29 protein-coding genes and 1 pseudogene are annotated in these 26817 nt (G+C 72.6%); 12 read left to right on the plus strand and 18 right to left on the minus strand.

Annotated elements, in window-relative coordinates:
• Positions 1-18: 18 nt before the first annotated feature.
• On the minus strand, positions 19-591 hold the full coding sequence (locus ACFY4A_RS21215; RefSeq protein ID WP_390830925.1) for a helix-turn-helix domain-containing protein: 573 nt from the start codon (positions 589-591) through the stop codon (positions 19-21).
• A 93-nt stretch (positions 592-684) separates the two neighbouring features.
• Between ACFY4A_RS21215 and ACFY4A_RS21220 the strand changes: the two genes are divergently transcribed.
• Positions 685-1542, plus strand: a complete 858-nt coding sequence (locus ACFY4A_RS21220) for a DMT family transporter (protein WP_390830926.1) — start codon at positions 685-687, stop codon at positions 1540-1542.
• A gap of 31 nt (positions 1543-1573) precedes the next feature.
• On the opposite strand, the gene ACFY4A_RS21225 is transcribed toward ACFY4A_RS21220, so the two are convergent.
• Positions 1574-2407, minus strand: a complete 834-nt coding sequence (locus tag ACFY4A_RS21225) for an acyltransferase (RefSeq protein WP_390830961.1) — start codon at positions 2405-2407, stop codon at positions 1574-1576.
• Positions 2408-2487: 80 nt separating this feature from the next.
• On the opposite strand from ACFY4A_RS21225, the gene ACFY4A_RS21230 reads away from it, so the two are divergent.
• The gene (locus ACFY4A_RS21230; protein ID WP_390830927.1) at positions 2488-3015 is read left to right on the plus strand and encodes a gamma carbonic anhydrase family protein; all 528 of its coding nucleotides are present in this window, start codon (positions 2488-2490) and stop codon (positions 3013-3015) included.
• Positions 3016-3050: 35 nt separating this feature from the next.
• Here the strand turns inward: ACFY4A_RS21230 and ACFY4A_RS21235 are convergent, their stop codons facing one another.
• Together ACFY4A_RS21235 and ACFY4A_RS21240 are read right to left on the minus strand one after the other, a co-directional pair.
• Complete coding sequence (locus ACFY4A_RS21235; RefSeq protein WP_390830928.1) at positions 3051-3707, minus strand: DedA family protein; 657 nt, start codon at positions 3705-3707, stop codon at positions 3051-3053.
• Positions 3708-3914: 207 nt separating this feature from the next.
• Positions 3915-4352 (minus strand): DUF4442 domain-containing protein, encoded by a 438-nt coding sequence (locus ACFY4A_RS21240; RefSeq protein WP_390830962.1) that lies wholly within the window; start codon positions 4350-4352, stop codon positions 3915-3917.
• 146 nt (positions 4353-4498) lie between these two features.
• Between ACFY4A_RS21240 and ACFY4A_RS21245 the strand changes: the two genes are divergently transcribed.
• Positions 4499-5512, plus strand: a complete 1014-nt coding sequence (locus ACFY4A_RS21245) for a hypothetical protein (RefSeq protein ID WP_390830929.1) — start codon at positions 4499-4501, stop codon at positions 5510-5512.
• Positions 5513-5544: 32 nt separating this feature from the next.
• On the opposite strand, the gene ACFY4A_RS21250 is transcribed toward ACFY4A_RS21245, so the two are convergent.
• Both ACFY4A_RS21250 and tuf read right to left on the minus strand, forming a co-directional pair.
• The gene (locus ACFY4A_RS21250; RefSeq protein WP_390830930.1) at positions 5545-6390 is read right to left on the minus strand and encodes a spermidine synthase; all 846 of its coding nucleotides are present in this window, start codon (positions 6388-6390) and stop codon (positions 5545-5547) included.
• 135 nt (positions 6391-6525) lie between these two features.
• Entirely contained in the window at positions 6526-7695 is a 1170-nt protein-coding gene (tuf, locus tag ACFY4A_RS21255) for an elongation factor Tu (RefSeq protein WP_390830931.1), read from the minus strand.
• 307 nt (positions 7696-8002) lie between these two features.
• On the opposite strand from tuf, the gene ACFY4A_RS21260 reads away from it, so the two are divergent.
• Together ACFY4A_RS21260 and ACFY4A_RS21265 are read left to right on the plus strand one after the other, a co-directional pair.
• A complete protein-coding gene (locus ACFY4A_RS21260; protein WP_390830932.1) occupies positions 8003-8791 on the plus strand; it encodes a TVP38/TMEM64 family protein in 789 nt (262 codons plus the stop codon).
• Positions 8792-8923: 132 nt separating this feature from the next.
• Entirely contained in the window at positions 8924-9103 is a 180-nt protein-coding gene (locus ACFY4A_RS21265; RefSeq protein ID WP_390830933.1) for a hypothetical protein, read from the plus strand.
• 67 nt (positions 9104-9170) lie between these two features.
• Here the strand turns inward: ACFY4A_RS21265 and ACFY4A_RS21270 are convergent, their stop codons facing one another.
• Positions 9171-9911 carry an SDR family NAD(P)-dependent oxidoreductase gene (locus ACFY4A_RS21270; protein WP_390830934.1) on the minus strand — a complete coding sequence of 247 codons (741 nt, stop codon included), beginning with the start codon at positions 9909-9911 and terminating at the stop codon, positions 9171-9173.
• A 163-nt stretch (positions 9912-10074) separates the two neighbouring features.
• On the opposite strand from ACFY4A_RS21270, the gene lnt reads away from it, so the two are divergent.
• On the plus strand, positions 10075-11649 hold the full coding sequence (lnt, locus tag ACFY4A_RS21275; RefSeq protein WP_390830935.1) for an apolipoprotein N-acyltransferase: 1575 nt from the start codon (positions 10075-10077) through the stop codon (positions 11647-11649).
• Here the strand turns inward: lnt and ACFY4A_RS21280 are convergent.
• Together ACFY4A_RS21280 and ACFY4A_RS21285 are read right to left on the minus strand one after the other, a co-directional pair.
• Positions 11567-12478 carry a Gfo/Idh/MocA family protein gene (locus ACFY4A_RS21280; RefSeq protein WP_390830936.1) on the minus strand — a complete coding sequence of 304 codons (912 nt, stop codon included), beginning with the start codon at positions 12476-12478 and terminating at the stop codon, positions 11567-11569. The two genes, lnt and ACFY4A_RS21280, sit on opposite strands and share 83 nt — an antisense overlap.
• 10 nt (positions 12479-12488) lie before the next feature.
• On the minus strand, positions 12489-13673 hold the full coding sequence (locus tag ACFY4A_RS21285; RefSeq protein ID WP_390830937.1) for an FAD-dependent oxidoreductase: 1185 nt from the start codon (positions 13671-13673) through the stop codon (positions 12489-12491).
• A gap of 108 nt (positions 13674-13781) precedes the next feature.
• Between ACFY4A_RS21285 and ACFY4A_RS21290 the strand changes: the two genes are divergently transcribed.
• The 3 genes from ACFY4A_RS21290 (at position 13782) to ACFY4A_RS21300 (ending at position 15540) form a co-directional block, all read left to right on the plus strand.
• Complete coding sequence (locus tag ACFY4A_RS21290) at positions 13782-14387, plus strand: TetR/AcrR family transcriptional regulator (RefSeq protein WP_390830938.1); 606 nt, start codon at positions 13782-13784, stop codon at positions 14385-14387.
• Between the two features lie 28 nt (positions 14388-14415).
• Positions 14416-14931 carry a DinB family protein gene (locus ACFY4A_RS21295; RefSeq protein WP_390830939.1) on the plus strand — a complete coding sequence of 172 codons (516 nt, stop codon included), beginning with the start codon at positions 14416-14418 and terminating at the stop codon, positions 14929-14931.
• Between the two features lie 126 nt (positions 14932-15057).
• Positions 15058-15540, plus strand: a complete 483-nt coding sequence (locus ACFY4A_RS21300; RefSeq protein WP_390830940.1) for a hypothetical protein — start codon at positions 15058-15060, stop codon at positions 15538-15540.
• 224 nt (positions 15541-15764) lie between these two features.
• Here ACFY4A_RS21300 and ACFY4A_RS21305 read toward each other — a convergent pair whose 3' ends face one another.
• From ACFY4A_RS21305 to ACFY4A_RS21335, 7 genes are all read right to left on the minus strand, one after another.
• Entirely contained in the window at positions 15765-16283 is a 519-nt protein-coding gene (locus tag ACFY4A_RS21305) for a hypothetical protein (RefSeq protein ID WP_390830941.1), read from the minus strand.
• A gap of 82 nt (positions 16284-16365) precedes the next feature.
• Positions 16366-17049, minus strand: a complete 684-nt coding sequence (locus ACFY4A_RS21310; protein WP_390830942.1) for a uracil-DNA glycosylase — start codon at positions 17047-17049, stop codon at positions 16366-16368.
• 91 nt (positions 17050-17140) lie between these two features.
• Positions 17141-18718 (minus strand): ABC transporter substrate-binding protein, encoded by a 1578-nt coding sequence (locus tag ACFY4A_RS21315; protein WP_390830943.1) that lies wholly within the window; start codon positions 18716-18718, stop codon positions 17141-17143.
• Positions 18719-18953: 235 nt separating this feature from the next.
• On the minus strand, positions 18954-19706 hold the full coding sequence (locus ACFY4A_RS21320) for an SDR family oxidoreductase (protein ID WP_390830944.1): 753 nt from the start codon (positions 19704-19706) through the stop codon (positions 18954-18956).
• A gap of 11 nt (positions 19707-19717) precedes the next feature.
• Positions 19718-20479, minus strand: coding sequence for a 3-oxoacyl-ACP reductase FabG (gene fabG / locus ACFY4A_RS21325; protein ID WP_390830945.1), 762 nt, complete (start codon positions 20477-20479; stop codon positions 19718-19720).
• A 125-nt stretch (positions 20480-20604) separates the two neighbouring features.
• Positions 20605-21054, minus strand: a complete 450-nt coding sequence (locus tag ACFY4A_RS21330) for a DUF3037 domain-containing protein (protein WP_390830946.1) — start codon at positions 21052-21054, stop codon at positions 20605-20607.
• The gene (locus tag ACFY4A_RS21335) at positions 21051-21815 is read right to left on the minus strand and encodes a HipA family kinase (protein WP_390830947.1); all 765 of its coding nucleotides are present in this window, start codon (positions 21813-21815) and stop codon (positions 21051-21053) included. The genes ACFY4A_RS21330 and ACFY4A_RS21335 overlap by 4 nt, the downstream gene beginning before the upstream one ends.
• A gap of 202 nt (positions 21816-22017) precedes the next feature.
• Here ACFY4A_RS21335 and ACFY4A_RS21340 point away from each other — a divergent pair, with 202 nt between their 5' ends.
• Positions 22018-22503: a Rieske (2Fe-2S) protein gene (locus ACFY4A_RS21340; RefSeq protein WP_390830948.1), complete on the plus strand. Its 486-nt coding sequence runs from the start codon at positions 22018-22020 to the stop codon at positions 22501-22503.
• An 80-nt stretch (positions 22504-22583) separates the two neighbouring features.
• Positions 22584-23035, plus strand: a pseudogene (locus ACFY4A_RS21345) (pyridoxamine 5'-phosphate oxidase family protein); the annotation flags it as partial.
• A 29-nt stretch (positions 23036-23064) separates the two neighbouring features.
• Here ACFY4A_RS21345 and ACFY4A_RS21350 read toward each other — a convergent pair.
• Positions 23065-23967 carry a LysR family transcriptional regulator gene (locus ACFY4A_RS21350; RefSeq protein ID WP_390830949.1) on the minus strand — a complete coding sequence of 301 codons (903 nt, stop codon included), beginning with the start codon at positions 23965-23967 and terminating at the stop codon, positions 23065-23067.
• Positions 23968-24041: 74 nt separating this feature from the next.
• On the opposite strand from ACFY4A_RS21350, the gene ACFY4A_RS21355 reads away from it, so the two are divergent.
• Positions 24042-25082, plus strand: a complete 1041-nt coding sequence (locus tag ACFY4A_RS21355; RefSeq protein WP_390830950.1) for a DMT family transporter — start codon at positions 24042-24044, stop codon at positions 25080-25082.
• A 394-nt stretch (positions 25083-25476) separates the two neighbouring features.
• Here ACFY4A_RS21355 and ACFY4A_RS21360 read toward each other — a convergent pair whose 3' ends face one another.
• Positions 25477-26808 carry an aminotransferase class I/II-fold pyridoxal phosphate-dependent enzyme gene (locus ACFY4A_RS21360; protein ID WP_390830951.1) on the minus strand — a complete coding sequence of 444 codons (1332 nt, stop codon included), beginning with the start codon at positions 26806-26808 and terminating at the stop codon, positions 25477-25479.
• Between the last annotated feature and the right edge of the window lie 9 nt (positions 26809-26817).

Below are 26817 nucleotides of genomic sequence, written 5' to 3' on the forward strand. Positions count from 1 at the left end.
GCCGTGCGGCGGGGCATCTCAGTGCACGGGCGGGACCGACACGGCCATCACCATGTGCATCGGCTCGGCGCCGTCGTTGGCGTACGTGTGCGGGGTGTTGGCCTCGAAGGATGCGCTCGCACCGGCCGGCACGCGGTACTCCACGGCGTCGACGGTGAGCGTCAGCTCCCCCGCGGTGACGTGCACCAGTTCCACGGTGCCGGCGGGGTGCGGATCGGAGGGGCTGCCCTCGCCGGGCATCAGGCGCCACTCCCACATCTCCAGCGGCCCGGGCGCCTCGGCACCCGCCAGGAGCCGGTTGTAGCTGCCGGCGTCGGTGTGCCACAGGCGGACGGCCTGGTCGGCCGGGACGACGCGGACCCTGGGGCCCTGCTCGTAGTCGAGCAGGGTGGTGATGCTGACGCCGAGCGCGTCACCGATCTTGACGACCGTGCCGAGGCTGGGGTTGGTGCGGGCCTGCTCGATCTGGATGAGCATGCCGCGGCTGACTCCCGCGCGCGCGGCGAGCGCGTCCAGGGTGAAGCCCCGCTCGGTACGCCAGCGTTTGACGTTGCGCGCCAGGGACTGGGTCAGCAGTTCGAGGTCCGACACATTCCGTCCAATATTTTGGATGACAGAGTTTACTACGCTGAACTACGGTGGGTTGCACCCGATCGTTCACCGAACTGTACTGCGAGGCACGTCGTGACAGCATTCTTCGCCCTGGCCACCAGCCTCCTGTGGGGTCTGGCCGACTTCGGCGGCGGGCTGCTCACCCGGCGCATGCCCGCGCTGACGGTCGTCGTGGTCTCCCAGTCCGTCGCGGCGGCGGTGCTCGGCGTGATCGTCGTCGCCACCGGCGGCTGGAGCGAGGCCGGACCGCGGTTGTGGTTCGCGTTCGCCGCGGGCCTGGTCGGTCCGGTCGCGATGCTCTCCTTCTACAAGGCGCTCGCCCTCGGCCCGATGGGCGTGATCTCGCCGCTGGCCTCGCTCGGCGTGGCCGTGCCGATCTCCGTCGGCCTCGTACTGGGCGAGCGGCCGGCACTGCTCCAGGTCGCGGGCATCGCGGTCGCCGTCACCGGTGTCGTGCTCGCGGGCGGGCCGCGACTCGGGGGCGCCGCCGTGCAGCGGCGGGCGATCGGGCTGACCCTGGTCGCGGCCCTCGGCTTCGGCGCGGTGTTCGCGCTGATCGCCGAGGCCTCCACCACCGTCACCGGCCTGTTCCTCGCGCTCTTCGTGCAGCGCGTGACCAACGTGGCGGCGGGCGGCGCCGCGCTGTACGCTTCCGCACGGCGCGGCGGGCCCGTACTGCCGGAGGCCGGCTTCCCCTGGGGCTCGCTGCCCGCGCTCGGCTTCGTCGGCCTCGCGGACGTCGCGGCCAACGGCACGTACTGCGTCGCCGCCCAGCACGGCCCGGTCACGGTGGCCGCCGTCCTCGCCTCGCTCTACCCGGTGGTGACCGCGCTCGCCGCCCGCGGCTTCCTCAGCGAACGGCTGCGGGCCGTCCAGGCGACCGGAGCGGGTCTGGCGCTGGTGGGAACACTGCTGCTGGCGACAGGCTGAGCCGGGAGGCCGGAGGACGAAAGGGACCGGATCAGCCGCCCTCGGTCTCCAGCCCGGCCAGCCGGGAACCGGGCTCCTCGTCCCACTCGGCCAGCCGGGCAACGCTCTCCTCGTCCAGCTCCGCCAGTGCCAGCAGCTGCTCCGGGGTGACGCCCTGCGGTATCGGCACCGGAGCCGGGGTGCGCAGCGGCGGCTGCCAGCCCTCGGCGGCGGTCCAGCGGCGTACGACCCTGGCGGGCGCCCCCGCGACCACCGCGTGGTCGGGGACCTCGCCGCGCACCACCGCACCGGCCGCCACCACGACGTTCCGCCCGATCCGCGCCCCGGGCAGGATCACCGCGCCGGTACCGATCCAGCAGCCGGGGCCGATCTCCACCGGCTCCATCCGCGGCCACTGCTTGCCGACGGGCTGGTGCGGGTCGTCGTAGGAGTGGTTGGTGGAGGTGACGTAGACGTACGGACCGAAGTAGCAGTCGCTGCCGATGGTGACCGTGGTGTCGGCGATGACGTGGCTGCCGCGGCCGAGCACCACCCCGTCCCCGATGCGCAGGATCGGCTCCGGGCCGAGGTCCAGGTCGGGCATCAGACCGGCGGTCAGCGTGACCTGCTCGCCGACGATGCAGTGCGCGCCGAGGTGGATCCACGGTTCACCGAAGACGGTGCCGAGCGGGAAGGCCAGCCTGGTACCTGCTCCCATCGAGCCGAAGCGCAGGCGCCCGGGGCGCTCCGCCGTGACGGACCCCGTGCGCTGCACCCAGGCCCAGCCCGCGTGGACGGCGCGCTGCGCGAGGCGGCGCCTCCATGATGAGAACGTGTTCCTACGCGTGGGCACCCGCTCACCGTACTCAGCCCGGGCCACGCCCATGGCGCCGGACGTCTGTGATCTTCGCCCCACCGGATGACGTACGGTGCCGTCGGACCCAAGTGGTGAAAGGGAGAACGAGAATGACGGACAAGGCGCTGATCGCGGGCATCGGCGGCCGCGAGCCTCAGGTGGCCGAGGGGACGTTCCTGGCGCCCACGGCCACGGTGATCGGTGACGTGGCGCTGGGCGCGGGCGCGAGCGTCTGGTACGGCGCGGTACTGCGCGGCGACGTGGAGCGGATCGCCGTCGGCGCGGGCAGCAACGTCCAGGACAACTGCACGCTGCACGCCGACCCCGGCTTCCCGGTCAGCGTCGGCGAGCGCGTCTCCATCGGGCACAACGCCGTGGTGCACGGCGCGACCGTCGAGGACGACTGCCTGATCGGCATGGGGGCGACCGTGCTGAACGGCGCGGTGATCGGCGCGGGGTCCCTGGTGGCGGCGCAGGCACTGGTACCGCAGGGCATGCGGGTGCCGCCGGGGTCGCTGGTCGCGGGCGTCCCAGCGAAGGTCAGGCGGGAGCTGACGCAGGAGGAGCGCCAGGGAATCACCCTGAACGGCACGATGTACACGCAGCTCGCGCAGGCGCACCGCGAGGCGCACTCCTAGGACACGCCCCTCGGGGGCGCCCGGCCACTGCCCGGCTACTCCCCTGCGGGAACCGGTTCCGGCTCCTCGGTCTCGCGCTGCGCGCTCTCCTGCGCCTTCTTCGCCTTGCGCTTGAGCACCAGCATCGAGACGAGTCCGACGAGCACGGCCGCCACCAGGCCGAGCCACGAGAACTTCTTCAGCCAGGACTCGGCCACGACACCCACGTAGTAGATGACCGCCGTGGTGCCGCCCGCCCAGCAGATGCCGCCGAGCACGTTGGCGACGAGGAACCTCCAGTACGGCATGTGCAGCACGCCCGCCAGGGGGCCGGCGAAGATGCGCAGCAGGGCGACGAAGCGGCCGAAGAACACCGCCCACATGCCCCACTTCTCGAAGGAGCGCTCGGCGGTCGCGATGTGCCCCTCGCTGAAGTGCTTGGGGAACTTCTTGCCCAGCCAGGCGAGCAGCGGCCTGCCGCCCCTGCGGCCGATGGCGTAGCCGATGGAGTCGCCGACGACCGCGCCGACGGTGGCGCACACGCCCAGGACGACCGGGTTGATGCCCGCGTGCTGGGAGGACAGCAGGGCCGCGGAGACCAGAACGATCTCGCCGGGCAGCGGGATGCCCAGGCTCTCCAGACCGATGACCAGGCCGACCACGGCGTAGACGGCGGCCGCGGGTACCGTGTCGAGCCATTCCTGGACGTGCACCGCCGGTTCCTCCCCGTTTCGCGTCCATGTGCTGCGGAGCGCCACGAAGACGCACCCTTGGGAAGCCTACCGGTTCGGCCCGGCGGGGCGGCTCCCCCGGACCCGACGGCGTTCCCGTCCGCGACCGGGCGGACCGGCGCCGCCGCCCCGGCGGCTCGCCGGATGTCCCCCACGGTGCTCCGCGGCCGCCTGGAGCACGGCGGCCGCTCAGCCGTTGGGCCGCAGTGTCCAGACCACCGTCATCTCTCCCGTGACGGCCCCGTCCGCGCGCCGGATCTCGATCGACACCGGGAACTCCGGCCGCTGTCCCGCGTCCAGTTCCGCGACGACGTCGGCTGCCGGACGGCCCAGGGTCGCGGTGGCGGTGACGGCCCCCATGGCGAGCTTCCGGTAGGCGATCTCGGCCCGTACGGCGAGCGGCACGGCACGCGAGAGCTGGTCGCCGAACGCGGCCAGCACGATGGCACCGCTCGCGGACTCCCCGAGCGTGAACATCGCGCCGGCGTGCGGCCCGCCCACGTGGTTGTGGTAGTCGGCCTGGTCCGGCAGGGCCACCACCGCCTTCTCCGGCGTGGTCTGGAGGAACTCGAGGTTCAGGGTCCGGGCCATCGGCACGGTGGCGGCGAGCATCTCGCCGATCGGCATCTGTTCTGCGCTCATGCCGGAATGTTACTCATCGGTAGCCCATTCGGGCCAGGGCGGGCGGGCCGGTATCCGCACCCGTCACTGGTACGTCCCTGACAAAAGGCGGTGACCGAATCGTGTCCCCGGCGCCACTAGGGTTACTGCCCATGTGGCCAGGACAGCAGCCGCCCGGGGGCGAGCAGAACCCGCAGAACAACCCGTACCAGCAGCCGGGATACCAACAGCCGAATCCGTATCAGCAGCCCGGCTACCAGCAGCCCAACCCGTATGCCCAGCAACCGCAGTGGGGTGCGCCCACAGAGATGGGCGGCCCTCAGCCGCCCAAGGAGCCGGACGGGGGCGGCAATCGGACGAAGCTCATCGCGATCCTCTGCGTCACGGCCGTGGCTCTGACCGCCGCTGTGACCGGCTTCCTGGTTCTCGGCGGGAACAAGGACGACAAGGCCGACGGCGGGTCGGACGACGCCAAGTCGAGCCCGTCGCCCAGCGCTTCGGCCTCCGCCGACCCGAGCGCGTCGGACTCGGGCTCGGACGAGAACCCGCGCGGCACGGAGACCGAGAAGCCGACGATCCCCGGCTGGAAGGTCGTCGTGAACCCCAAGCGGGGCATCGCCTTCGACGTCCCGGCCGACTGGGAGGTCGAGTCGGCCGGGGTGAGCATCGGCTTCGAGGACCACAAGAACGGCAAGCTGCTCACCATCATGTCCGGCGTGGCCGAGTACAAGTCCAAGTGGTGCACGTCCGACGACGACAAGGACGGCCGCGAGGAGGACACGTCGCTCGCCGCGGTGGGCACCAAGGGCGCCGACGGCGCCAAGGACACCAACGAGGTGGCCGTGAACACCGTGGGCTGGTGGGTCTACGGCGGCTACACCCAGCCTGACAAGAAGAGCCTGACGTTCGACCAGAAGGCCAAGCCGTACAAGACCACGTCGGGCATCGAGGGCAGCATCGCCTGGGCCCAGTCGAACAACACGCCCCAGAAGGGCAAGTGCGCGAGCGACGGCAAGGCGCTCTCCTTCGGCTTCAAGAACTCCGCCGGGGACTTCGTGTCCTGGAACTTCTACGGCGCCAAGGGCGTGGGCGAGGAGGTCCCCACCGCGACCATCATGAAGATCCTCAGCACGGTCCGGCTGCACGGAACCCCGACCGGAGGCTGACCGGCACCCGCGGCGGCGCCGGGCGGCGCTGATCAGCCGATGCCGAACGCGCCGTCCGGAGGCTCGGGCGACGGTACGGCCTCGTCGTCGCGCACCGGACCGGCGCCCCCGGTGAACTCCCTCAGTGCGGCGCCGTGTTCGACGCGGGCGGGGAACGCGTCGGAGGCAGTCCGCCGGGTCAGCGCGGCCACGTCGAGCGGGCGGTGCGCGGCGATCAGCACCGCGTTGCCGAAGCGGCGGCCGCGCAGCACCGCGGGTTCGGCGATCAGCGCGAGCTCCTCGAACACCACCGCCAGGGTGGCGAGTTGGGATCGCAGGAAGGCGAACGGAGCGGCGTCGGCGAGGTTGGCGAGGTAGACGCCGTCGGGGCGCAGCACGCGCTCCGCCTCGCGGACGTAGCCGAGGGACGTGAGGTGGGCCGGGACCCTGGAGCCGCCGAAGACGTCCGCGATCAGGACGTCCGCCGAGTCGTCGCGGGCGGCCTCCAGCCAGGCGCGGGCGTCGGCGGTGTGCAGCGAGACGTCGGCGCCGTCCGGCAACGGCAGGTGGGCGACGACCATCTCCAGCAGGCCGCGGTCGGCCTCGACGACGTCCTGCCGGGAGCCGGGCCGGGTCGCGGCCACGTACCGCGGCAGCGTGAGGGCGCCGCCGCCGAGGTGCAGCACGTCCAGCGGGGAGCCCGGCTCCGCGACCGTGTCCAGGGCGTGGCCGAGCCGCCGCGCGTACTCGAACTCCAGGTGGGCGGGCGCGTCCAGGTCGACGTACGACTGCGGCGCACCGTCCAGGGTCAGCAGCCAGGCCCGCTCGCGGTCGACGTCGGGCATCAGCTTGGCGGTCCCGTGATCGACGGCTCGGGTCACGGGTATCGGCTCTGTCACGCTATTCATTGTGCCGGTCCGTCACGGACCGGACGGCCCCGTCACGCACCAGGCTGCCCGCTCACGCACCGGGAGGCGAGGGGACCGCGCGACCGGCCGGCACCGGCCGGCGGTCCCCGGCTTCAGCGGTCCGCTTCACACGACGGCGGTCACGGTCCCCGCGCCGACGGTGCGTCCGCCCTCACGGATGGCGAACCCCAGCCCCGGTTCCAGGGGCACCTCGCGCCCCAGCTCCACCGTCATCGTGACCGTGTCCCCGGGCCGCGCGACGGCCGCCTCGCCGAGGTCGACGTCGCCCACCACGTCCGCCGTGCGGATGTAGAACTGCGGCCGGTAGCCGGTGGCCACCAGCGTCGTACGGCCGCCCTCACGCGCCGACAGCACGTACACCCGCGCGGTGAAGCGCCGGCGCGGGACCACGCTGCCCGGCGCCGCGACGACGTGGCCGCGGCGGACCGCGGCACGCGGCATCCCGCGCAGCAGCAGCGCCACGTTGTCCCCGGCCTGCGCCTCCTCCATGGGCTTGCCGAAGGTCTCCAGGCCGGTGACCACCGTCTCCAGGCCGGCGCCGAGCACCTCGACCCGGTCGCCGACGCGGACCGTGCCGCGCTCGACCGCACCCGTCACCACGGTCCCGCGGCCGGTGATGGTGAGCACGTTCTCCACCGGCAGCAGAAACGGCGCGTCCAGGTACCGCTCGGGCATCGGCACGTAGGTGTCCACCACGTCGAGCAGCGCCTCGATCGACGCCGTCCAGCGCGGGTCGCCCTCCAGGGCACGAAGGCCGGAGACGCGTACGACGGGTACCGAGTCGCCGCCGAAGCCGTGCTCGGTGAGCAGGTCGCGGACCTCCAGTTCGACGAGGTCGATCAGTTCCTCGTCGCCGGCGTCGGCCTTGTTGAGGGCGACGACGATGTGGTTCACGCCCACCTGCCGGGCGAGCAGCACGTGTTCGGCGGTCTGCGGCATGATCCCGTCGAGCGCGGAGACGACGAGGATCGCGCCGTCGAGCTGCGCGGCCCCGGTGACCATGTTCTTGACGTAGTCGGCATGGCCCGGCATGTCCACGTGCGCGTAGTGCCGGGTGTCGGTCTCGTACTCGACGTGCGCGATGTTGATGGTGATGCCGCGCGCGGCCTCCTCCGGGGCCCGGTCGATGCGGTCGAACGGGACGAAGGTGCCGGAGCCGCGCTCGGCCAGCACCTTCGTGATGGCGGCGGTCAACGTGGTCTTGCCGTGGTCGACATGACCCATCGTGCCGATGTTCAGGTGCGGTTTGGTGCGTACGTACGCCGTCTTGGGCATGGCTGTACCTCGAAGCCTGGTAGGTGCTGCGGGACCCCACGGGATGGCCGACCCTCCCCCTGAGGGGTCCGCCGGACGGTCCGGGGAGGGTCAGCTTCGGGCGCCGTCGACTGCGGCGACGAGGATCAGGACGGCAGCCTCCGGGGCATCCGCGACCGCGGATGCTGCGAGGACGAAGGCGTGCCGGAACATGGGACGATCATTCACGAGACCCCTGCCGCACGTCGAACGGTTTTCGGGGCGGCGAACGGTCTTCGCGAGCCGGGCCCTGCGGCGATCACTCGTATCCGTCCGCTAATGTCACCGAATGCTCGATGCCACCACCCGCTCTGGGGGCACCGCCACGGCCTCTCCCCGGGCCGCCGCCACCGAGCCGGCCGCCGCCGTCCCCACGGCCCCGCCGGTCCCGGTCGTCCCGTCCGCCCGTATCACCCGCTGGGCGCGGCTGTTGCTGTCGCCCTGGACGCGGCTTTCCCTGCTCCTCGTCCTGCTCACGGCGGCCGGAGTGTCCGTGCTGCTCTTCGAGCCGCAGAGACTGCTGGCGCACGGCTGGCCGCCTCAGTTGGGCGGAACCGCCGCGGCGGTGGTGTTCGCGGCGGCGTACGGCCTGTGCACGGTGGCGTTCGTGCCGCGGCCCCTGCTGAACCTGGCCGCGGGCGCGCTGTTCGGCTCGCAGCTGGGGCTGGCGGCGGCGCTGGCCGGCACGGTGCTGGGCGCCGGGGCGGCCTTCGGCCTCGGCCGTGTGCTCGGCCAGGACGCGCTGCGCCCGCTGCTGCGCGGCCGGCTCCTGAAGGCGGCGGACGGGCAGCTCAGCCGGCACGGCTTCCGTTCGATGATGGCGGCCCGGCTGTTCCCGGGAGTCCCGTTCTGGGCCGCCAACTACTGCGCCGCCGTCTCCCGCATGGGCTGGACGGCGTTCCTCCTCGCCACGGCCCTCGGCTCGATCCCCAACACCGCCGCCTACGCCGTCGCCGGTGCCCGCGCCTCCGCACCGACCTCTCCGGCCTTCCTCCTGGCGATGGCCTGCATCGCGGTACCGGCCGTGCTCGGCACGGCGGTCGCCTGGCGCAAGCGCCACCACCTGCGGCACCGCTGACGGCACCGCACGCTTACGCGAACGCGTCGACCGGTCGGTACGGCGGCCGGGACGGGCACGGGTGACCGAGTCCATGCGGCTGCTGTAGCCGTCCGGTAGCGCAGTGTCAGTCCTTGCCCCTAGGCTGTGGCCATGTTCCCCGATTCAGCGGCCCCTGGTTCCGTGCGGTCCGCCGCCGAGCTGAACGAGCAGATCCGGTCGCTGTGGCTGCGCTCAGGCGGGTCCCTGTCGGCCCAGGAGCGCGCGGAGTACGAGTTGCTGGTGGTCGAGTGGGCCGCCGCGATGAGGGTCGAGCTCATCGCGGCCGCCTGACGTCCCCGGTCCACGGGCGGTGGCCACACCGATCCGGGCCGGCCGGTCCCGGCGGCCTGGTTCGGGCTCAGCGTCCGCCTGACACCCGCAGCACCGCTCCCGTCGTGTAGGAGGCCTCCGGTGACATCAGCCATGCGACGGCCGCGGCGATCTCCTCCGCCCGGCCCGCCCGGCCCAGCGGGATGCTTCCGGCCGCCCGCCGCACCCGGTCCGGGTCGCCCATCGCCGTGTGCATCTGGGTGTCGATCATGCCGGGCGCGACCGCGTTGACGCGGATGCCGTCCGGCCCGAGTTCCTTGGCCAGGCCCAGGGTGAGGGCGTCCACGGCCGCCTTCGTCGCGGCGTAGTGGACGAACTCCCCGGGGCTGCCGAGTGTGGCGGCCGCGGATGAGACGTTCACGATCACGCCGTTCCTCCGGGGCGCCATCAGCTGGGCCGCGCGGCGCGAACACAGCAGTGTGCCCAGGAGGTTGACATCCACGACGCGTCGCAGGTCGGCGGTGTCAGTGTCGGCGAGCCGGCCCAGCGGTCCGCTCACCCCGGCGTTGTTCACCAGTCCGGTCACCGGCCCGAGCCGCTCCTCCGCCACGGCGAAGAGGCGATCGACGTCCGCCTCCACCGAGGTGTCCATCCGCACGGTCACCCCGCGCGCCCCGGCCTCGAGGACCTCGTCGGCCACGGCCTCGGCGGCCGCGATGTCGTCGACGTACCCCACGACCACGTCGTGCCCGTCGGCCGCCAGCCGCCGGCAGATCGCGGCCCCGATGCCCCGGCCACCGCCGGTGACGACTGTCACGAGACGTTTCATTCGGACCTCCGCAGCCCCGAGCGACCACACCCCCACGTGATCATCCTAGGACCGCGGACGCCCGCGCGCGGAGACAGGATTCCGGGCCCCTCCCAGGCCCTCTGGGCGAGATCTTCCGGGGCGCGCACACTGGAGCCATCCGCGGGAGGTAGGAGGTCACCGTATGAAGATGTTCGGCCGGTGGCTGGCCTCCCCGTGGCGGCGTTCGGTGCTTGCCGCGCTCGCGGGTGCCCTGTTCGTGTTCGCGTTTCCCGCACCGTCGCTGTGGTGGTTCGCCTACGTCGCCCTGGTCCCGTGGATCCTGCTGGCCCGCTCCGCTCCGACCGGGAAGCGGGCGGCGTACGACGGCTGGTTCGGCGGGCTGGGGTTCATGCTGGCCGTCTTCCACTGGCTGCTGCCGAACCTGCACGTGTTCACCGTCGTGCTGGCGGCGCTGCTGGGCCTGCTCTGGGCGCCCTGGGGCTGGCTGGTCCGACGGTTCCTGGCGGGGACGCCCTCTACGGGGCGGGCCGCGGCCGCGCTGGTCGTGCTGCCGTCGGTGTGGCTGGCGGTCGAGCTCGTCCGGTCCTGGCAGGGGCTCGGCGGGCCGTGGGGCATGCTGGGCTCCAGCCAGTGGCAGGTGGCCCCGGCGCTGCGGCTGGCCTCGGTGGGCGGGGTGTGGCTGCTGAGCTTCCTGGTGGTGGCCGTCAATGTCGCCGTCGCGCTGCTCGTCGCGGTCCGCGCGGCCCGGGCGCCCGCGGTGGCCGGGCTGGTGGCCACGGCCGCGGCGACCTCCGCGGCGTGGATGTGGGCGCCGCGCCCCGACGTCGACGGCCACGTCCGGATCGCGGTCGTGCAGCCGGGCGTCGTGGCCGGCGTCGAGAGCGGGCAGCGGCGGTTCGACCTGGAGGAGCAGCTGACCCGCCGGCTGGTGGGGCAGCACCCCGACCTGGTCGTCTGGGGCGAGAGCAGCGTCGGCTTCGACCTGAGCCACCGGCCGGACCTGGCGCGGCGGATCGCGGCGCTGTCCCGCGCGACCGGCGCCGGCGTGCTGGTCAACGTGGACGCCCGGCGCTCCGACCAGCCGGGCATATACAAGAGCTCGGTCCTCGTCGGTCCGAACGGCCCGACCGGCGAGCGCTACGACAAGATGCGGCTCGTCCCGTTCGGCGAGTACATCCCGGCCCGCTCGGTGCTCGGCTGGGCGACCTCCGTCGGCCGGGCCGCCGGTGAGGACCGCAGGCGGGGCACCGAGCAGGTGGTGATGAACGTCGGCCACGGCCTGCGCGTCGGCCCGATGGTCTGCTTCGAGACGGCGTTCCCCGACATGAGCCGGCATCTCGCGCAGGACGGCGCGGAGGTGTTGCTCGCGCAGTCCTCGACGTCGACCTTCCAGCAGAGCTGGACCCCCGAGCAGCATGCCTCGCTGGCCGCGCTGCGTGCCGCCGAGACCGGGCGGCCCATGGTGCACGCCACGCTGACCGGCGTGTCCGCCGTGTACGGCCCGCGCGGGCAGCGCGTCGGCTCCTGGCTGGGCACGGGCGCGAGCACCGCGCGCGTGTACGACGTGCCGACCGCGCACGGCGTCACCCTGTACGTGCGCTTCGGCGACTGGCCGGCGCACGGCGCGCTGCTGGTGCTGGCCGTGCTGGGCGCGACGGAGGGCCTGCGGGCACTCAGGCGGCGCCGGAGCGCTCCAGAACCGTCCGTACCACCCGTTCGCACAGTTCGTGGGTCTCCAGCGCGTCACGGGCGCTGAGCACCTTCCCGGCGCGTACGGCGTCGAGGAAGAACAGCACGGCCTGCTCGATACCCCGCTGCCGGGCGACGGGCACCCAGTCGCCGCGCCGGCGCACGGTCGGCTGGCCCTTGTGGTCGACGATCTCGGCGAGGTTCACCACCTGCCGCTTGCTGTCCTGCCCGGAGACCTCGAGGACCTCCTCCGCCGAACCGCTGAGCCGGTTCATCACGCCGAGCGCGGTGAATCCGTCGCCGGCGAGTTGCAGCACGACGTGGTGCAGCAGACCGTCACGCACACGCGCGCGTACGGTGACGTCGTCGACCTCGCCCGGCACCAGGAACCGCAGGGTGTCGACGACGTGGACGAAGTCGTCGAGGATCGTCGTCCGCGGTTCCTCGGGCAGTCCGATGCGGTTCTTCTGCATCAGGATCAGCTCGCGGGGGTGGTCGGCGCACTGCACGTAGCCGGGTGCGTGGCGCCGGTTGAAGCCGACCATGAGCGAGACGTTCCGCTCCTCGGCCAGGTCGACCAGGCGCGCGGAGTCGGCGAGTTCGTAGGCGAGCGGCTTGTCGACGTAGGTCGGCACGCCCGCCTCCAGGAGCCGGGTGACGATCTCCGGATGAACGGCGGTGGGGGCGTGCACGAAGGCGGCGTCGAGGTCCTGGGAGAGCAGGGAGTCCAGGTCGGCGTGACGCCGCTCCGCGGGCACGTGCAGGCTGTCGGCGACCCGCTGGAGCGTTTCGGGCGTGCGTGTCTGCAGGTGCAGGTCGACCCCGGGTTGCGTGCCGAGCACCGGCAGGTACGCCTTCTGCGCGATGTCGCCGAGTCCGATGCAGCCGACCTTCACGTGGGCTCCTTCACCGCTCTGCCGTGCCTGCCTGCACGGCAGCATACGGGGGCTGCGGGGGCCGCCAGTCGGCGATGCCGTCGAATCCGCGCAGGAGCAGGTCCGGGCGGAGCCTGGACAGCGCGGCGATCGCGTTGTCGCGCAGGGCGATCCCGGCGCGGTTGCGCATCATGTTGAGCCGCGCGGCCCTGACGGCCCGGCGGGCGATCGCGGTCGTGCGGGGCAGCCGGGCCGCGGTGTGGGCGGCGAGGTCGTCGGCGTGGTGGGCGAGGACGACGGCGTCCTCGATGGCCTGGTTGCCTCCCTGCGCCAGGTTCGGCGGCATGGCGTGGGCGGCGTCGCCGATGAGCACGGTCCGGCCGCGGTGGTGGGCGGGCAGCGGCTGGGCGATGTGGTGGACGTCGTGGCGCAGCACGTCCTCGGGGCGGGCGGCGGCGATGACGGCGGGGATCGGGTGGTGCCAGTGGCCGAAGCGGCGCAGGAGTTCGGCCTTCTCGTCGTCGGCGGCGCGCTGCCCGGCGGGCGTGACGGCGGCGGCGTACGCGTAGACCCTGCCGTCCTTGAGCGGGTGCGTGCCCCACAGGCATCCCCTGCTCCATGTCTCGTGGGAGGCGAACTCGGCGCCGGGCACGGGGACCACGATCCGCCAGGTGGTGAATCCGGCGTAGACGGCCCCGGGATGGGCGGGAAACAGTGTGCGGCGCACCGCGGAATGCACACCGTCGGCGGCCACCACCAGGTCGGCCTCCAGTTCGCCGCCGGGGGTGCTCACGCGGGCCGGGCGGTGGTCGTCCCCGGGGTCGGCGAGGCGCGCGTCGGCGGCCGTGCGGACGGTGCCGGACGGGAGGAGGGCGGCCAGGCTGTCGATCAGGGTGGCGCGGTGCAGCAGTACGAGGGGGCCGCCGAACCGCTCGGCCGCCGCGGCGGCGTCCGTCCTGGTGATCCAGCGGCCGGACGGGCTGCGCAGTCCGCCCTCGCCCTGCCAGGCGGCGAGATCGCGGATCCGGTCGCCGATGCCGAGGACGTCCAGGGCGCGCAGGGCGTTCGGGGCGAGCGCGATCGCGGCGCCGGCGGGCTCCAGGGAGGGGGCCCGTTCCAGCACGGTGACCTGTCGGCCGCTGCGGTGCAGAGCCGCGGCCGCGGTGAGTCCTGCGATGCCGCCGCCGATGACGACGGCGCGTGGCTGCTGGGGCATGGCTCCTCCTGCACAGTGAGACTACACCTGTAGTGAACCGGCGGCTCGACTATACTACGGAGGTAGTGCGCCGCACTACGGGTGTAGTCGCCGGATAGGTTGATCTCCATGTCCGCACGTCCCGAGGGCGCTCAGCGCGCCGATCTCGTCGCCGACACCGCGCTCGCCCTGCTCGCCGAGCGCGGGATGCGCGGTCTGACGCACCGGGCGGTCGACGAGAGGGCCGGGTTGCCGCAGGGCTCGACGTCGAACCTCGCCCGCACCCGGCAGGCCCTGCTGGAACTGGCGGTGCGGCGGCTGGCCGAGCGGGAGGCGCGGGTGCTGGCGCTGCACGAGATGCCGGACCCGCGAACCGGGGTCGACTCGCTGGTCGAGGGACTGGCGCTGGCCACCCACCGGGCGCTGACCCGCAACCGGGCCCTGACCCTGGCCCGCTACGAACTGGCCCTGGAGGCCAACCGCCGGCCGGAACTGCGGTCCTACTTCGACGCGGCGGGCGCCCGCTTCCGTGACCAACTCGGCGCGCTGGTCACGGCGATGGGCTCGACCGCCCCGGAGCGGCACGTGCTGTCGCTGGTCGCCTGGGCGGACGGGCTCATGTACTCCTGCGTGGCGGGGTCGTTCCATGCCCGGGTGCCCGAACTGGAGGAGCTGCGGGCGGGGTTGCGGGAGCTGCTGGAGGCGATGTTCGGGGTCGGAAAACCCTTGGTGTGACGGGCCTGGTGTGGGCCAGGATCGGGGCATGACGACCGAGCGACGACAAGAGCCGGCCCAGAACGCCTCCGAACGCGCCATGCTGGAAGGCTGGTTGGACTACCACCGGCAGACGCTGGCGTGGAAGTGCGACGGCCTGACCGACGAGCAGTTGCGGACCGCGTCCGCGGAGCCGTCCGAGCTGACCCTGATGGGTCTGGTGCGGCACATGGCCGAGGTGGAGAGGCACTGGTTCCGCAATGTGCTGGTGATGGACGACCCCGGACCGATCTACTACAGCGAGCAGGATCCGGACGGCGACTTCCACGTCACCGAGGCGGACACCTGGGCGGAGGCGTACGCGACCTGGCAGTCCGAGATCGAGACCGCCCGCCGCAACGCCGCGGGCCTCGGCCTGGACGAGCTGTCGCAGCGCAAGAGCAGGCGCACCGACGAACCGTTCAGCCTCCGCTGGATCTACACCCACATGATCGAGGAGTACGCCCGGCACAACGGGCACGCCGACCTGCTGCGCGAGCGGATCGACGGAGCGACCGGGGACTGAAACCGGCACCCGGCGTCAGCCGCGGGCGCGGTGGCACACCCCTTACGGGGCGCAGGATCACCCGTCCGTGGCATCCTCCGCCCGACCGTGGTCCGATCGCGCCCCGGACCGAGCAGAGTTGCGCGGGTGCATCGTACGACGACCACCGCAACGCTCCTGGTCTCCGTGGCCGTCGCGGCCCTCTCCGGCTGTGTCACGGTCCAGCGGCCGCCGGCGCCCGGCCCGGCGGCGGCCACCACCCCGCTCTCGGTCCCGCTCCCGGACGGCAACGCCGGACACCCGGCAGTGCAGGCCCCCGCCCGCGAGGCCCTGGAGCACATCGGCGACCCGCACCACTCCCCCACCCCAACCACACCGACCCGGGCGCCGTCCGCGGCGGCCCCGCCCGGCAAGCGGCAGCCCTCGTCCCCGGCACACCCCCCGGGCCGGGCCCCGGCGCACGCGGCCCCCCGGCACCCACGACACACGGCCCCGCCACGCGCCCCGCTCCCCGGCACCAAACACGCCCTGCCACCGAACGCGGACCTGTGTGCCCTCGGCAGGCAGTACGGCGGCTGGAAACCGGACAGCCCGGAAGCCAGGTTCTGCCGCCAGGCGTACCACCGCTGAGACACAACCGCCCGCCTCTCACGTGGTGGCACGGCGCCGGCCGCCCCGCGACAGCCGCAGACCCCGGCGGACGTGCGTCCGGTGAGGCACCCGCCCCCTCCGATCGCCGGCGGGTGCGGTCGGCCGCGCGGCAGCACGCGCAGGCAGTGGGCGGTCGGCCGCGCGGCAGGCACGGCGTCCGGGCAGTTGTAGGCCGCGCCCACCTCCCGGCCCCGGTGCCCGTCCTAGGACCGCTGCCGCGGCGGGCCCCCCGGCTCCGGGCCGGGGCCACCCTCACCCAGCCGCAGCGCGAGGCGCTGGATGGCCGAGCGGACGCCGTCGCCGTAGCTGTCGCGGCCGAGGGCGTCCGCCGCGGTGCGGGCGTGGTGGAGGTGGTCCCGGGCGGCCTCGCGGTGGTCGAGTTTCGCGTAGTCGGCGGCGAGGTTGAGGTGCAGGGACGGGTACAGGGCGCGGGCCGCGGGCGCGCCCTCGTGCTGGGCGAGCCGGTCGCCCGTGAGCTCCTCGGCCGCCGAGAGCGCCCTGAGGTCCCAGGCCAGCTCGTCCGCGGGGTCGTCCTGGGTGTCGGCCATGTAATGGGCCAGCGTGCAGCGGTGCAGCGGATCGCCGTCCTCGCCGATCTCCGACCACAGGGCCAGGAAGCGGTCCCGGGCCTCCTCGCGGTCCCCGGCGTGATGCAGCAGGACGCCCTGCCCGATCCTCGTCATCACGGCGTCCGACGACGCCTGCTCCTGTCGCTCCACCACCGCACGCCCTCCAGGCCTGTCCCCGACCGACGCCTACGACGCTAACCGCGGCCACCGCCGATCAGGCGCCCCCGCGCCCACGTCACCCCAGGTTCGGGATCCGCCAGTCGATCGGCTCGTGCCCCTGCCGTGCCACCGCTTCGTTGATCTGCGTGAACGGACGGGAGCCGAAGAACTTCTTCGCCGACAGCGGCGAGGGGTGCGCACCCTTGATCACCACGTGCCGGGTCTCGTCGATCAGCGGGAGCTTCTTCTGCGCGTAGTTGCCCCACAGGACGAAGACCGCGGGGTCGGGCCGGCCGGCCACCGCGCGGATCACCGCGTCGGTGAAGCGCTCCCAGCCCCGGCCCTTGTGAGAGTTGGCCTCGCCACCGCGCACCGTGAGCACCGCGTTCAGCAGGAGCACGCCCTGCCGGGCCCACGGCATCAGGTAGCCGTTGTCCGGCACCGGCGTGCCCAGTTCCTCGTGCATCTCCTTGTAGATGTTGCGCAGCGACGGCGGGACCTTCACCCCCGGGCGCACCGAGAAGCACAGGCCATGTCCCTGGCCCTCGCCGTGGTAGGGGTCCTGACCGAGGATCAGGACCTTCACCTTCTCGTACGGCGTGGCGTCCAGCGCTGCGAAGACCTCCTCGCGCGGCGGATGCACGGGCCCCTTCGCCCGCTCTTCCTCGACGAACTCGGTCAGCTCCTTGAAGTAGGGCTGCTGCAGTTCGTCGCCCAGAACCCCGCGCCAGGACTCGGGCAGCATGGCGATGTCGGTCACGTCAACGTCCTCACGATGTGCGGTCACTTCCAGATCTCAGAACCTACAGGCGACCACTGACAACGGGCTCACGCCCCGAAGAACGCCCCGCCTACCAGCTGGTCTTCCGGGACAGCTCCCACATCATCATGATCGTCGACGGATCGAGCGCCCGCTCACCGCCGGAGATGTCGTCGCTGGCGCCCACGTACACCTTGCCCTGCCACAGCGGCAGCAGCCGCGCGTCGTCGACCAGGACCTGCTGCGCCTGCTGGAACTGCTTGACCACGTTCGCGCGGTCGGCCTCGCGGCGCGACTCGGGCAGCAGCACCTTGGTGATCTCCGGCGCCGAATAGGGCGTGCCGAGTGCGTTCTGCTCGCCCACGAACGGGGCGATGAAGTTGTCGGCGTCGGGGAAGTCCGGGAACCAGCCGCGCCCGAACACCGGGTACTCGCCCTTCTGGTAGCCCACGACGTACGCCTTCCAGGGCCTGCTCTTCAGGGTGATCGTGAACAGGCCGGAGTCGTCGAGCTGCCGCTTGAGCTCCTCGAACTCCTTGGCCGTCTCCGAGCCGTAGCGGTCGGTGGTGTACCAGAAGGTGAGCGGCACCTTCTCCGTGATGCCCGCGTCGGTGAGGATCTTGCGGGCCTTGGCGACGCTGGGGTCGCCGAAGTCGTCGAAGAACCCCGTGGTGTGGCCGGTGAGGCCCTTGGGGACCATGGAGTACAGCGGGTCGACCGTGTCCTCGTAGACGTGGTGCGCGATGGCGGCGCGGTCGACGACCTGGGCGACGGCCTTGCGCACGGCCAGCTTGGCGGACCAGGGGTCCTTCGGGTTGAACACCAGGTAGCTGATGTCGGTGCCGGCGCCTTCGACGAGCTGGAGGTCCTTGGTGTCCCTGCGCTGGAGGGAGATGATGTCGTCGGCGCCCAGACCTCGGTAGGTGACGTCGATCTGCTTGTCCCGCAGCGCCTTGACCATGGCGGCGGAGTCCTGGAAGTAGCGTATGGTCACCGCGTCGTTTCTGCGCTCGGCGAAGCCCTTGTAGTGGTCGTTCTTGACCAGCTCCGCCTTCCTCCCCTCCTCGTACGACTTCAGGGAGTACGGTCCGGACCCGTCGACCTCGTTGTCCTCGCGCAGCGAGCGCTCGGGGTAGTCGTTGGGGTCCACGATCGACATGGCCGGCGTGGCGAGCACGAACGGGAAGGTGGCGTCGGGCTTGTTCAGCTTGAAGACCACGACCCGGTCGCCGGCCACCTGCACCTGGTCCAGGCTGCCGAGCAGTCCCGCCGGGCCGCCCGCCACGTTGATGGTCCTGATCCGGTCGATCGAGTATTTGACGGCACGCGCGTCCAGCACGTGCCCGTCGGCGAACTTCATGTCCGCGCGCAGTTCGCAGCGGTAGGTCTGGTAGCTGTTGTCGGTGAACTTGCAGCTCTCCGCGGCGTCCGGCTGGGGCGTGGTCGCGCCGTTCGGATAGGCCAGCAGCGTCTGGTAGATGTTCCGGAAGAGCTCCCAGGAACCGTCCCAGGAAGCAGCCGGGTCCAGGGTGCTGGGGGCGCTCGTGGTCCCGACGAAAATCGGTCCCTTGCCATCTGAGTCGCCGTTGGAAAAGACGCCGCAGCCGGCCACCAGGGATAGGGCCGCGGTCGCCACCGCCGGCCGCAGGCATCGGTTCCGGTTGAACACGCGCACGCTCCTCGATCTGCCATGCCAAGGGATCGGCAGACCATACCGCAGAGCCCCGCCCGTTGAACCTGCTTCGGAAGGGCTCTTGATCAATTCGGAGCATGACGACGTTGTCATCCCGTCGTGCGCGTGCGGCCCGTCGGCACGGGCGCCGATTCCGCCCGCAGGACGTCGCCGAATCCGCATGTCGACGAACGGACGAAGAGACGGCATCGGCGCCCGGTCCGTCTGCGCGTCAGCCCACCCCGGCGTTGAGGAAGATGCCGCCGTCGACGACGAGCGTCTGTCCGGTGACCCAGTCGGACTGCGCGGAGGTGAGGAACGCCGCCGCGCCGCCGATGTCGGAGGGCACGCCGAGCCGGCCCAGCGGGTAGGAGGCGGCCGCCTCCTCCTCCCGGCCCTCGTACAGCGCCTTGGCGAACTTGGTCTTCACCACGGCCGGCGCGATCGCGTTGACCCGCACCTTCGGCGCGAACTCGTGCGCCAGCTGCTGGGTCAGGTTGATCATCGCCGCCTTGCTGACGCCGTAGGCGCCGACGAACGGCGAGGCCGACAGGCCCGCGACCGAGGCGATGTTCACGATCGCGCCGCCGTGGTCCTTCTGCCAGGCGTGCCAGGTGCGCTGGGCGAAGCCGAGCGCGGAGACGACGTTGGTCTCGAAGACCTTGCGCGCCACGTTCAGGTCGAGGTCGGCGATCGGTCCGAACACCGGGTTGGTGCCGGCGTTGTTGACCAGGAAGTCCACGCGGCCGAACGCCTCCATGACGCGCTCGACGGCCTCGGCCCGGTGGGCCTCGTCGTGGGCCTTGCCCGCGACCGCGAGGACCCGGTCGGAGCCGAGCTTCTCCACGGCCTCCTTCAGGGCCTCCTCGTTGCGGCCGGTGATGCACACCCGGTCGCCCCGGGCGACCAGAGCCTCGGCGATGCCGTATCCGATGCCACGGCTCGCGCCGGTGACGAGGGCGACCTTGCCGGAAAGTTCAGTCATGTCCGTGATCCCTAGTCGAGCGGCCCGCCGGCGACGTACAGCACCTGGCCGGAGACGAAGCCGGCCTCGTCGCCGGTGAAGAAGGCGATGGCGTTGGCGATGTCCTCCGGCTCGCCGACGCGCTGCACCGGGATCTGGGTGGCGGCCACGGCCTTGAAGTCCTCGAAGCCCATGCCGACGCGCTCCGCGGTGGCCTTGGTCATCTCGGTGGCGATGAAGCCGGGGGCTACGGAGTTGGCGGTGATGCCGAACTTGCCGAGTTCCTTGGCGAGGGTCTTGGTGAAGCCCTGCAGACCGGCCTTGGCGGCCGAGTAGTTGACCTGGCCGCGGTTGCCCAGTGCCGAGGACGAGGAGAGGTTGACGATCCGGCCGAAACCGGCGTCCACCATGTGCTTCTGGCAGGCACGGCTCATCAGGAAGGAGCCGCGCAGGTGGACGTTCATGACGGTGTCCCAGTCCGAGACGCTCATCTTGAACAGCAGGTTGTCGCGGAGCACGCCCGCGTTGTTGACCAGGATGGTGGGCGCGCCGAGTTCCTCGACGATGCGCGCGACCGCCGCCTCGACCTGTGCCTCGTCCGAGACGTCGGCGCCGACCGCGACGGCCCTGCCGCCGGCCGCGGTGATCTTCTCCACGGTGTCCTTGCAGGCGGACTCGTCGAGGTCGATCACGGCGACCGCGCGGCCATCTGCGGCCAGTCGTACGGCGGTGGCGGCGCCGATGCCGCGCGCGGCACCGGTGACGACGGCGACCCGCTGCTCAGTGGTGGACATTGCTGCTTCTCCTCGCCCTTGAGAGAACCTGATCTATGGTGAGCGACCGCTTAGTACCTTCGGTGGATGCGACGCTAGAAGCCGTGGCACCCGGTGTCAACGGCGCACCGGGTGCATGTGATCCATTACCTCACCAGGAGGTCCAGCAACCGCTCCGGCTCCGCGGCCGGGTCGGTGGTCAGTCCGGTGTGCACCGGACCGGGCTGGACGACGGTGGAGCGCGGCGCGACCAGCCAGCGGAAGCGCCGCCCGGCGTCGTCGCCGGCGGCCTGCCCGGCCTCCGCTCCCCCGGCGCACACGCTCTCGATCGCGGCGAGCGCGGCGCGTACGCCCGCGACGTCCGCGTCCGGGTCCAGGGCGAGCAGCCGGGACTCGTCCAGGTGGGTGCGGGCGCCGACGTAGGCCCGGGCGCGGCTGTAGACGAGCACGCCCGCGTTGATGCACTCGCCGCGCTCGACGCGCGGGACGACACGCAGCAGGGCGTACTCGAAGACGTCGCGGTCATCCGTCCGGCCGGCTCGGACGATGTGGCGGTCGCCCGCCTTGCCGCCTCCGGCGAGATGACGCTCGCTCACTGGGCCTCCTCGATGCCGTGGATGCGCTCGTGGATCACGGCGGCCCGTGCGAGCAGCGGTCGTGCGTAGGCCCGCCGCAGGTCGTCCGGCCTGTCGAAGCCGGGCTCGCCGGCCAGCCAGGCGTCCGGGATCTCGGCGGTCACCTCGGCGAGCAGGTCCTCGGTGACCAGGGGTGCCAGCCGCTCCGCGGCGGCGGCGACGTCCGGGGCGAAGGGCGCCAGGGCGTGGTCCGAGGCGTCGTAGGGCCGGCCGGCCGAGGCCTGCGCGCCCGGCCAGTTGTGGTGCCAGATCATCGTGGCGCCGTGGTCGATGAGCCACAGGTCGCCGCGCCATCTGAGCAGGTTGGGGTTGCGCCAGGAGCGGTCGACGTTGTTCACCAGCGCGTCGAACCAGACGATCCGACCGGCCTCCTCGGCGTCCACCGGGAATGCGAGCGGGTCGAAGCCGAGCGCTCCGGAGAGGAAGTTCATGCCCAGGTTGGCGCCGCCGCTGGACCTGAGCAGTTCCTGCACCTGCTCGTCGGGTTCGCCGAGCCCCAGCACCGGGTCGACGTCGACCGTCACCAGCCCGGGCACCCGCAGTCCCAGCCGGCGGGCGAGTTCCCCGCAGACCACTTCGGCGACGAGCGTCTTGCGGCCCTGCCCGGCGCCGGTGAACTTCAGGACGTACGTCCCGAAGTCGTCGGCCTCGACGAGCCCCGGCAGCGAGCCGCCCTCACGCAGCGGAGTGATGTAGCGGGTCGCGATGACTTCCTTGAGCACCGCCCCACTTTACCGGTGCGGTGCCGTGCGTCCCGCGGTCGGCGGATTCGCCCGCCGACCGGGGTCCGGACCTGATCTGAACGCCGGATGCCCGCCGCCCGTACCCCTGGACGGACCAGGAAGCCCTGCGTGAACCTGCGCGGAACCGCGGGGAACCTGCTTGGAATCCGCATGCAGTCTGCATGGAAAGGGGAACACCGGCATGACCAGCGAATCGCTTCAGCCCCAGGAGGCACCGGCCCGCCGCACGGTGGTGGCGGCGGTGGGCGCGGCGGGTCTCGCCGCCGCACTGACCGCGTGCGGATCGGGCGACAAGTCGACCTCCGGTGCGTCCACCACCCAGAACGGGTCCGACACGACCGGCGGTTCGGGCGGTGACGGCGCCGCCGCGGGTTCCGGCGGCACCGTGCTCGCGAAGACCTCCGACATTCCCGAGGGCGGCGGCAAGGTCTTCGGCAGCCAGGGCGTGGTGGTCACGCAGCCGGCCAAGGGCGAGTTCAAGGCCTTCTCCTCCACCTGCACCCACCAGGGCTGCGCGGTGAACCGGATAGCCGACGGCGTGATCGTCTGCCCGTGCCACCAGAGCGAGTTCTCCACCGCCGACGGCAGCGTCAAGAAGGGCCCGGCCCTGAAGCCGCTGCCCGCCAGGACAATCTCGGTCGCGGACGGCGCGATCAGGCTCGCCTGACACCCGCGGTGGGTGGGGCGAGTTGTCGCGGAGGGCGTCGGAGGGTGCCCCCCGCGTGGGAGAGGACGGGAGAGGGCCGCATGACCGTCACTCAGCGCCCGGGCCGGAAGATCATGATGACGCCGGGCGAGCCGGACGAGTTCCCGACCACCCGGCGCGCATGCCGGGTCGCCACCGTGTCGCCCGGCAGTGCTCCGCACGTGAGCGCCCTGTGGTTCGTCTGGGACGGCACCTCGCTGTGGCTCTACTCCGTGGTGCGCAGCAGGCGCTGGGCCGATCTGCGCCGTGATCCGCGGGTGGCCGTGGTCGTCGGCACGGGCGAGGAGTACGACCAGTTGCGGGGCGCGGAGCTGTCCGGCACGGAGGGTCTCGTGGGCGAGGCACCGCGCACCGGGGAACTGTGCGCCGAACTCGACCTGCCCGGGACGCTGTTCGCCCGCGAGTTCGGTCTGGAGGAGCACACGACGGCCGGCACGCGTGGCTGCGGCTGGGCCCGGAGAAGATCGTCTCCTGGGACTTCCGCAAGCTGGGCCCGGTGCAGGACGGGCAGCGGGCGGCGTCTCAGGCGAGCCGCGCGCCCACCGTCCGCAGGGCGTCGACGGCCGCGCGGATGGAGGGCCGGCGGTCGGCGTCGGCGCGCCAGACGGCGTAGACGTGCCGTCGCACCACCTGCCGCACCGGGACGGTCCGCACCCCGGCGGGCAGCGGCCCGCGCCCGAGCCGGGGCGCCACGCACACGCCGAGGCCGGCGGCGACCAGGGCGAGCTGGGTGGCGTGCTCCTCCGCGCGGTGGGCGATGCGCGGTTCGACGCCCTTGGAGCGCAGGGTGTCCAGCAGCCACTCGTCACAGAACTCGGCCTCGCCCCAGGTGACCCAGTCGTCGTCCGCGAAGTCCTCCAGGTCGACCTCGGCGCGGTCGGCGTGGGGATGCGCGACGGGCAGTGCCACGTCGGCGGGGTCGTCGAGGATCGCGGCCCGGGTGAGCCCGTCCGGCACGGGCAGCGGCTTGTTGTACCAGTCGAGGACGACGGACAGGTCCACGTCGCCGCGCAGCACGGCGCGCACGGCGGCGGCCGGCTCCATTTCCACGGTGCGGACCCGCAGTCCCGGGTGCCGGTCGCGCAGGTGGGACAGGGCGGCCGGGAACAGCCCGCGCGCGGCGGTGGGGAACGCGCCAAGACGCAGCTCGCCGACCACCTGTCCGCGCTGCGCCTCCAGATCCGCCTGGGCGAGCTCGACCTGCGACAGGATGCGCGTCGCGTGCTCGGCGAGCAGCCGTCCGGCGTCCGTGAGCCGTACTCCCCGGCCGTTCTTGGCGAGAAGCGGCTGGCCCACCTCCCGCTCCAGCTTGGCCATCTGCTGGGAGACGGCCGACGTCGTCACGTGCAGCCCCTCCGCGGCACCGCTGACCGAGCCGTGCCGGGCGAGGGCGTCCAGCGTGCGCAGGCGCTCCAGATTCAACATGTAAGCGATGCTACGAGATATCTCACGCCAATTCTCGATTGTGCTACGAGGTCGTGGGCGTGCATCGTACGACCATGAGCAGCACCTCGCCCGCCTCCCCGCAGTCCCCGCCCGGCCCCGCCGGACCGGCGCGCCGCCCCGTGCACTGGCGGATCCGTTTCGCCTTCCTGTCGCTGGTCTGGGGCTTCAGCTTCCTGTTCATGAAGGTGGGGACGGACGGCTTCGCCCCCTTCCAGGTGACGCTCGGACGGCTGGTGTTCGGCACGGCGGTGCTCGCGGTGGCGCTGGCGGTGAAGCGGGAGCGGCTGCCGCGCGGTGCGCGGACCTGGGGGCATCTGGCGGTCGCGGCCTTCTTCCTCAACGCGCTGCCGTTCTCGCTCTTCGCGTACTCGGAGCTGACGATCCCCTCGACCCTCGCCGGGATCTGCAATGCGACCTCGCCGCTGTGGGGCATGGCCCTGTCCCTCGTCGCCCTCTCCGAGGACCGCCCGACGCGGCTCCGGGTCGCGGGCCTCGGACTGGGCTTCCTCGGTGTACTGACGGTGCTCGGCGCCTGGCAGGGCTTCCACGGACTGGATGCCGGCGGCACGGCGATGGCGCTGCTGGCCTCGCTGAGCTACCCGGTCGGCTGGATCTACGTCCGGCGCACCCTGGCGGGTTCCACCGAGTCCCACCTGTCGCTGACCGGCGGGCAGTTGCTGCTGGCCACGGTGCAACTTGCCGTCGTCACGCCGTTGTTCACCAGCGCTCCTGACCGGCTGCCCGTCATGCCACTGCTCGCGATCGCCGCCCTGGGCGCCCTGGGCACCGGCTTCGCGATGCTCGTCCAGTACGGCCTGGTCGCGGAGGTCGGGCCGACCACGGCCCAGATGGTCACGTACTTCGTCCCGGTGATCGCCACCGCCGCCGGCGTCGCCGTGCTCGGCGAGACCCTCACCTGGTCGACCCCGGTCGGCGCGGTGATCGTACTGGCGGGCGCGGCCCTGACCCAGGCCCGCCCGAAGAGCCGCGGCCCGTCCGCCCGACCCGGCACATCCCGGCCGGACCAGACGCCCGCCTCCAACCCGCAGACCCCCGAGCCCCCTTCCCGCCCCGAGCCGGCCACGACGGCTTAGCGGCAGACGCCTTCAGTTGGCCCGCCCCTGGACACGACCTAGTGCCCCGGCAGGCAACGTTTGCCCGTTGAGGAGCGGCGTCCGGTGCGTGCTCTCGGTGTGCCGACCGGAAGTCCTCGTACTGGGCGTACTTGGGCTTTCGGGCGGTGCGGCGAGAGTGCGTGCCGGGCGTCGCGACGGGGCGAACGTTGCCTGTTGGGGCACTAGGACCGGGAAGGTTTGCCGGGAAGCTCGCGGCGTCCGGTGCCGGGGGCACCTCCCACGCCCTTCAGGCAGTGGGGGAGCATCGCAAGGCGGAGCGTCGCCCCCGTACTGGACGTACTCGGGTGATGCGACAACGCGGCGAGATGCCGTGCCGGACGTCGCGAGCCGGTGAACCCTTCCGGTCACAGCGCTAGACGTAACTGCGCGCGGGCGCCGGGCGAAGGGCCGTCGCCACCGCGTCCGCGAGTGGCTCGGTCTCCTCGTCCCGCAGGGTGGAGACGGTGATCCGAATGCCGGGCGGGGCGGCGAGCCGGAAACGGGCGCCGGGGGCGACGGCCCAGCCGGCGTGCAGCAGGCTCGCGACCACGCCGGTCTCGTCCGGGACGGGCACCCACACGTTCATCCCACTGCGCCCGTGGGCCGCGATGCCGCGGTCGGCCAGCGCGCCGGTCAGCAGGTCGCGCCGCCGCCGGTAGGCCGCGGCCACCGCGTGCGAGTCCAGGGCTTGGTCCGCCCACAGCCGTACCACGGCGCGCTGGAGCAGGCGGCTCACCCACCCGGGTCCGAGGCGCTGCCGGCCGCGTACCCGGTCGACGGTGGTCCCGTCCCCGGTGAGCACGGCGAGCCGCAGATCGGGGCCGTACGCCTTGGCGACCGAGCGCAGAAAGGCCCAGTGCCGGGTGGCACCGGCGAGCGGATGCGGGGGCAGGTCCACGATGCCGTGGCCGTGGTCGTCCTCGATCAGCAGGGTCTCCGGATGCTCCCGGAGGACGGCCCGCAGGGCACGCGCGCGCGTGGCGCTCACCGCGGCGCCGGTCGGGTTCTGCGCCCGGGCCGTGACGATCAGCGCGCGGGCGCCGTCCGTGAGGGCGCGGCGCACGTCGTCGGCGTGCGGGCCCTCGTCGTCGACCCGCACCGGCGCCGTGCGCAGTCCGAGCGCGGGGACGAGGTCGAGGGTGCGGCCCCACCCGGGGTCCTCGACGGCGACGGTGTCGCCGGGCCTGAGGTGGGCGGCGAGGACTCGTTCCACCCCGTCGAGCGAACCGGAGAGGACGGCGAGCGGACCGTCCGGCACCCCGTCGGCGTCCAGCGCGGCGCGGGCGATGCGGGCCAGCTCCGGCTCCACGGCCACGTCCCCGTAGAGCACCGGCTCACGGTCGCCCAGTGCGGCGGCCGCCGCGAAGGCGGGTGCCAGCGACGGCAGCAGCGCCGGATCCGGGTTGCCGCTCGACATGTCGCGCACCCCTTCGGGCACGTCCACGCGGACACGGTCCCGTCCCGTCGTGGCGGGCGCGGGCCGCACCCGACTGCCGCGGCGCCCGGCGGTCTCGATGACCCCACGCTCGCGCAGGGTCCGGTACGCGGCCGCGACGGTGTTGGGGTTCACCCCGAGCTGGGCCGCCAACTCCCGCATGGGCGGCAGCGGTTGTCCCGGCTCCAGGTCTCCGGAGCCCACCGCGCGCTCGACGCTCGCCGCGATCTCTGCTGCGCGACGCCCCTCGATCCGATACTCTCCTAGCACAAAGCAGAT

It is taken from the genome of Streptomyces sp. NPDC001292 (genome assembly GCF_042896465.1).
Taxonomy (GTDB): domain Bacteria; phylum Actinomycetota; class Actinomycetes; order Streptomycetales; family Streptomycetaceae; genus Streptomyces.